This is a genomic window from Aneurinibacillus terranovensis DSM 18919 (assembly GCF_000430625.1).
In the GTDB taxonomy this organism is placed as follows: Bacteria; Bacillota; Bacilli; order Aneurinibacillales; family Aneurinibacillaceae; genus Aneurinibacillus_B; species Aneurinibacillus_B terranovensis.
In genome coordinates this window covers 1-5,370 of the sequence record NZ_AUMJ01000097.1, presented here as the reverse complement: position 1 = coordinate 5,370, position 5,370 = coordinate 1, and the positions used below count along the sequence as shown (strand labels likewise).

The 5,370-nt window shown below is 39.9% G+C and carries 6 protein-coding genes and 1 pseudogene; 6 read left to right on the top strand and 1 reads right to left on the bottom strand.

Features of this window, described 5'->3' with window-relative positions:
- The 6 genes from H525_RS26535 to H525_RS0115040 all read left to right on the top strand — a co-directional run.
- Window positions 1–260, top strand: a 260-nt coding sequence (locus H525_RS26535) for an RNA-guided endonuclease TnpB family protein (RefSeq protein ID WP_027416870.1), incomplete at its 5' end; no start/stop codon positions are given.
- A gap of 115 nt (window positions 261–375) precedes the next feature.
- The gene (locus tag H525_RS24290; RefSeq protein WP_051331072.1) at window positions 376–702 is read left to right on the top strand and encodes a Crp/Fnr family transcriptional regulator; all 327 of its coding nucleotides are present in this window, start codon (window positions 376–378) and stop codon (window positions 700–702) included.
- The gene (locus H525_RS0115055; protein ID WP_245590494.1) at window positions 699–1,841 is read left to right on the top strand and encodes a LacI family DNA-binding transcriptional regulator; all 1,143 of its coding nucleotides are present in this window, start codon (window positions 699–701) and stop codon (window positions 1,839–1,841) included. The genes H525_RS24290 and H525_RS0115055 overlap by 4 nt, the downstream gene beginning before the upstream one ends.
- A 15-nt stretch (window positions 1,842–1,856) precedes the next feature.
- Entirely contained in the window at window positions 1,857–3,017 is a 1,161-nt protein-coding gene (locus tag H525_RS0115050; RefSeq protein ID WP_027416869.1) for a Gfo/Idh/MocA family protein, read from the top strand.
- Between the two features lie 19 nt (window positions 3,018–3,036).
- Window positions 3,037–4,008, top strand: a complete 972-nt coding sequence (locus H525_RS0115045) for a sugar phosphate isomerase/epimerase family protein (RefSeq protein WP_027416868.1) — start codon at window positions 3,037–3,039, stop codon at window positions 4,006–4,008.
- Window positions 4,009–4,191: 183 nt separating this feature from the next.
- The gene (locus H525_RS0115040; protein WP_027416867.1) at window positions 4,192–5,004 is read left to right on the top strand and encodes a sugar phosphate isomerase/epimerase family protein; all 813 of its coding nucleotides are present in this window, start codon (window positions 4,192–4,194) and stop codon (window positions 5,002–5,004) included.
- A 179-nt stretch (window positions 5,005–5,183) separates the two neighbouring features.
- On the opposite strand, the pseudogene H525_RS27815 reads toward H525_RS0115040, so the two are convergent.
- A pseudogene (locus tag H525_RS27815) lies at window positions 5,184–5,370 on the bottom strand (IS110 family transposase); the annotation flags it as partial.

The following is a 5,370-nucleotide window of genomic DNA, read 5'->3' as shown; positions in this document are numbered from 1 at the left end:
AAGCAATTAGCGAAGTGTCCTGGTATCAATTCAGAACGATGCTTGAATACAAAGCAAAGTGGTATGGACGTACTGTCGTTGCCGTAGGCAAAACCTTTGCTTCCTCTCAGCTCTGTTCGTGTTGTGGATACCAAAACAAAGAGGTTAAAGATCTTAACTTGCGACAATGGAAGTGTCCTTCTTGTCATAGTGAATGGGACAGGGATGTAAACGCAAGTTTGAATATTCTTGCCGAAGGCAAAAGACTACTATCTGCATAATCGCAGTAACCGCAGGAACTGCGGGGATAGCTTGGTGGTACATCATGTACTAATTCTGCTCAGTAGAGCGGACTACCCAAGAATCTCGTGACTTTAGCCATGAGAGGTTCAAATCATGGCTGAGAACGGAAAAAGGTATTCGCAGGCTATTTATAAAAAGGGAGATTTTATAGGTGAATTAGAGATATTCGATAAAAAACCGTTTGTCTGTTTTGTTGAAGCATTGACAGATATAACGGTAATTAAAATTAAAAGCCAGTATTTTCACCAATGGATTGAATTAGACAGGACGATTTCTAATTTTATCAACCGGACACTGTGTAATCAATTCTATGACTTATCCAGAAAAGCCGGAGATGACAATTTATATTCGTTAAGGCACAGGATTTGCAACTATTTACTCACTTGTTTGAGGGAAGGAAAACAGGTCACATTACTGTGAAAATTGCCTTCCGTTATCGTGTAATGTTAAAAAATAAAAAAAATGTAGACAATATTTTTGTAATCGATTACAATTTAACTATAAAAACCAACCATAAAATCAATATGGTTGCAATTCATTTCAATATAAAGAAGCAAAGGAAAGATATCATGCTCAAAATGGAGGATGTTGCAAAGTTAGCAAATGTATCGACTGCTACAGTATCCAGGGTTTTATCCAATAACAAAAATGTTTCTCATAAAACAAGGGAAAAAGTTTTAGAAATCATAAATCAATTAGAATACAAACCTAACAAACTTGCTTCAAACTTTCGCAAAAAAACATCGGAAACGGTAGCTGTAATATTGCCGGACATCGAAAACCCCTTTTTTGCAGAAATTATCAAAGGATGCAGAGACGAGGCATTAAAAAATGGATTCCATCTTCTGTTATGTGATACAAGTAACAGTGTCGAACAAGAAAAGGAGTTTACAGAATTAGTCAAAGAGAGATTTGTTGATGGAATTATATTAGCTACCGCAAGAATGCCAAAGGGTGAAATTTATAACTTAAGCCAGGAAATCCCTGTTGTATTAGCTTGTGAATATGTTGAGAGCTACGAAATTCCTACAGTGTCCATAGACAACGTGACAGCAGCACGCGAGGCTACTGAATATTTACTCGATCAGGGGCATAAACGGATTGGGATTATAACAGGTCCGTTAGAAGTAATCGTAAGCAGGGATCGGGTGAAGGGTTATCGTCAGGCTTTGTTGCTCCGCGACATTCCAGTACAAGACTTTTTTATACAGGAAGGCGATTTTTCAGTCAAGTCTGGCTACGATATTATGATGAAATTTTTGGCGAGTGAACAGAAGCCGACTGCGATTTTTGCTTCCAGCGATGCGATGGCCTTAGGGGCTTTGAAAGCATGTAAAAATAAAGGGCTACGTGTTCCTGATGATATTTCAATCATTGGGTTTGATGATATTCCGTTATGCACACTGGTTGAACCTGAATTAACAACAATTTCCCAGCCAAAATATGAGATGGGATGTCAAGCTATGAAAATGTTACTCAATATTATTGACAAAAACGATTTGCAACAAAAACAAATCGTTTTACCTCATAAATTAATCATTCGTCAAACCACTAATTAAAAAGGAGGCAAGGTAATGGAAAAAATTAAAGTTGGCATCATAGGAACAGGTTTTATCGGGCCTACTCACATTGAAGCAATACGGAGGCTTGGATTTGTTGAAGTGATTGGATTGGCGGAGAACAGTCAGGATGTTGCTGAAAAAAAAGCTGCCGAACTTGGAATCCCCAAAGCCTATGGTGATTATCGCGATATGCTGCGCGATAGTGAAATTCAGGTGGTACATAATTGTACGCCGAATCACCTTCACTTTACTATTAATAAAGATATTATTTTATCAGGGAAACATGTTTTATCTGAGAAGCCGTTAGCGATGTCCAGCCAAGAATCGGCGGAGTTGTTAGAGTTGGCGAAAAAGCACGGCGTCGTGCATGGAGTTAACTTCAATTACAGGCAATTTCCCATTGTGAAACAGTTGGCGACGATGATAAAAAGTGAGCAATTAGGCAAAGTCAATCTGGTTCATGGAAGTTACCTGCAGGATTGGTTGTTGTTTGAGACCGATTTTAACTGGCGCTTAGCTCCTGAAGTGGGCGGGAACTCACGGGCCGTAGCGGATATCGGATCACACTGGTGTGATACGGTTCAGTACGTAACCGGCAAAAGAATTGTGGAAGTATTCGCTGACTTGGCTACCGTTCTGCCGATCAGAAAGAAGCCCAAAAATGATGTAGCAACTTTTGGCGCGCAAACAGCACAGGAAGAGATGTATGAAGATGTTCCGATAAAAACAGAAGACTATGCGTCCGTTCTTTTGCGCTTTACTGATGGAACGAGAGGTGTGTTTACGGTTTCTCAAGTAAGCGCCGGACGTAAAAACAGGCTTAGTTTTGAAATCGATTGCAGTGAAAATTCCGCTTACTGGAACCAGGAAGAACCGGAAAAATTGTGGATCGGTCATCGGGACAGACCGAATGAAACTCTATTAGCGGATCCTGCTTTGTTTTTGCCGGAAGCAAGACCATCTATCCATCATCCTGGGGGCCATAATGAAGGATGGCCGGATGCCCTGAAAAATATGATGTTACATTACTATACATTTATTCGGGAAGGCAAAGACCCTCTGCGTGATACAACTAATTTTGCCACATTTGAAGATGGGCATATCTCCATGTGCATCACCGATGCCATTCTGGAAAGTAACGCAGCAGGGAAATGGGTTAAAGTAAATCGTTAAATTGACTGGAGGTGGAAGTATGAAACTCGGTGTTTTAACCGTATTGTTTCAAAATAAATCGTTAGATGATGCACTGGACATTATCAAGGATTTAGGATTGGATGCTGTGGAGTTAGGGACAGGAAATTATCCTGGTAACGCTCATTGTAATCTGGATGAATTGTTGGCGGATGAAGAAAAATTGAAACAACTTAAAGGCAAGCTTGATCAAAAAGAGATGTTTATCAGTGCTTTAAGCTGCCATGGAAATCCGTTACACCCCCAAAAGGATATCGCACTAAATTTTCATGAAACCTGGAGAAAAACAGTTTTATTAGCTGAAAAACTCGGGATCGAGCGTGTTAATGTTTTTTCAGGCTGCCCGGGTGATTCTGAACAATCCATCTATCCGAACTGGGTTACATGTGCGTGGCCGCCTGACTATCAGGAAATACTTAAATGGCAATGGGAGTCAAAATTGATTCCGTACTGGAAAGAGGAAGTGAAATTTGCCCGTCAGCACAATGTTAGAAAAATTGCTCTTGAAATGCATCCCGGGTTTATGGTGTATAACCCAGAAACACTGCTAAAATTAAGAGAAGCGGTTGGAGAGGAAATAGGCGCTAATTTTGATCCGAGCCATCTGTTGTGGCAGGGAATTGACCCGGTTGAAGCGATTAAGCTGTTGGGGAAAAATGACGCAATATTTCATGTTCACGCTAAAGACATTTATTTAGATAAACGCAACATACGTTTAAATGGCGTTTTAGACACTAAACCTTATGGTGAGGTAATCGATCGTTCGTGGACGTTTAGAAGTGTCGGATATGGAATGAATGAGGAAATGTGGAAAAATATCATTAGTACATTAAGAGTTGTGGGGTATGATTACGTTTTAAGTATAGAACATGAAGATTGTTTAGCCTCATCTTATGAAGGATTCTCTAAGGCGGTTAGCTTACTTGAAAAGTTAATATTCTGTGAACCAATGGAAGAAATGTGGTGGGCTTAAGAATCTATTATCTTGACAATACAGAATGTAATCGATTACACTGGCGTTAGAAACAAAATATAAACCGATTACAATATCCATTAAAAAAATCAAAGCGATTACATACAGAATATTACATGTGTGTAGTCAATAAGTTGCTTTTTTGAAAATGAATTGTAATCGATTACAAGGAGGAGAATTGAAATGAAATTTGGTTATCAAACGAATACTTGGGGCGGAGTCGTTGGACATCCAGCAGGTGTTACCTCCATAAAGGATCTGTTTTACCTGACCAACGGATCAAATGAAGAGGCTATCTCAGATATTAGCAGCGCTGGATATCAAGGTATTGAAATTTTTGATGGCAACCTTTATCAATACGCTGGAGAAGTTAATAAATTCAAAGAACTGTTAGAAGAAAACAAAGTGTCATTAGTTGGCGTTTATAGTGGGGCAAACTTCATTTACGACGATGTTCTTGCAGACGAATTTTGGAGAATTGAAGAAGCAGCCAAATTAGGAAAAGAGTTTGGAGCTGAACATTTTGTTGTTGGAGGAGGAGCCGTACGTGCAAACGGACCTCTGCCGGAAGATTATAGCCGTGTAGGAAAAGGCTTGGATAAAGTTGTAGAGATAGCCAATCATTATGGTTTGAAGGCTAGTTTCCATCCTCATTTGGGGACGATAGCACAGGCTCCGGAACAAATTGATCGGATTTTTGAATACACATCCATAGATTTTTGCCCGGACACAGCGCATCTCGTTGCCGGAGGAGCGGATTTGCTGTCCATCGTATCAAAACATATCGACAGAGTAAAATATGTGCACTTTAAAGATTATGCTAATGGTGATTTTCTTCCATTAGGTGAAGGGGAACTTCCTCTCGATAAACTTGCTCAGTTATTGCTGGACAATAAATATGATGGTTGGGTAACGGTTGAATTAGATTATTACAATGGTCATCCAAAGGATGGCGCGGTAATTAGCAAGAAATATTTAGACTCTGTTTTTAAATAAGAGAATAGAGCAGCGGTATGATGTCAAGCCCCTAAGTTAACATAATATTTTGTCGAAAGCTGCTTTTTTGGGGGGTGAACCAAAAAAAGGCAATACCAAACTAAGCCCACCCTACCTTGAATTCAAAATATTTCCTCAAAATCCAAGGAACTGGTGGAATTGGATGAAAGAGTTATGTCTTACATGTGTTGTCGGATTCCTCCTTTCCGGTCGTAAAGTCGATTCGTCTTCAGCAGATAAAAGACCAATCGCACTAATTTACGGGCTGTAAGAGCAAGGGCACGTTTTTCGGCAAACTCTTTCGGCTCCGCTTTCTTTTTGGCATAGTACTCCGCGAATACAGGGTCGTGCACCCGGACACTGTTC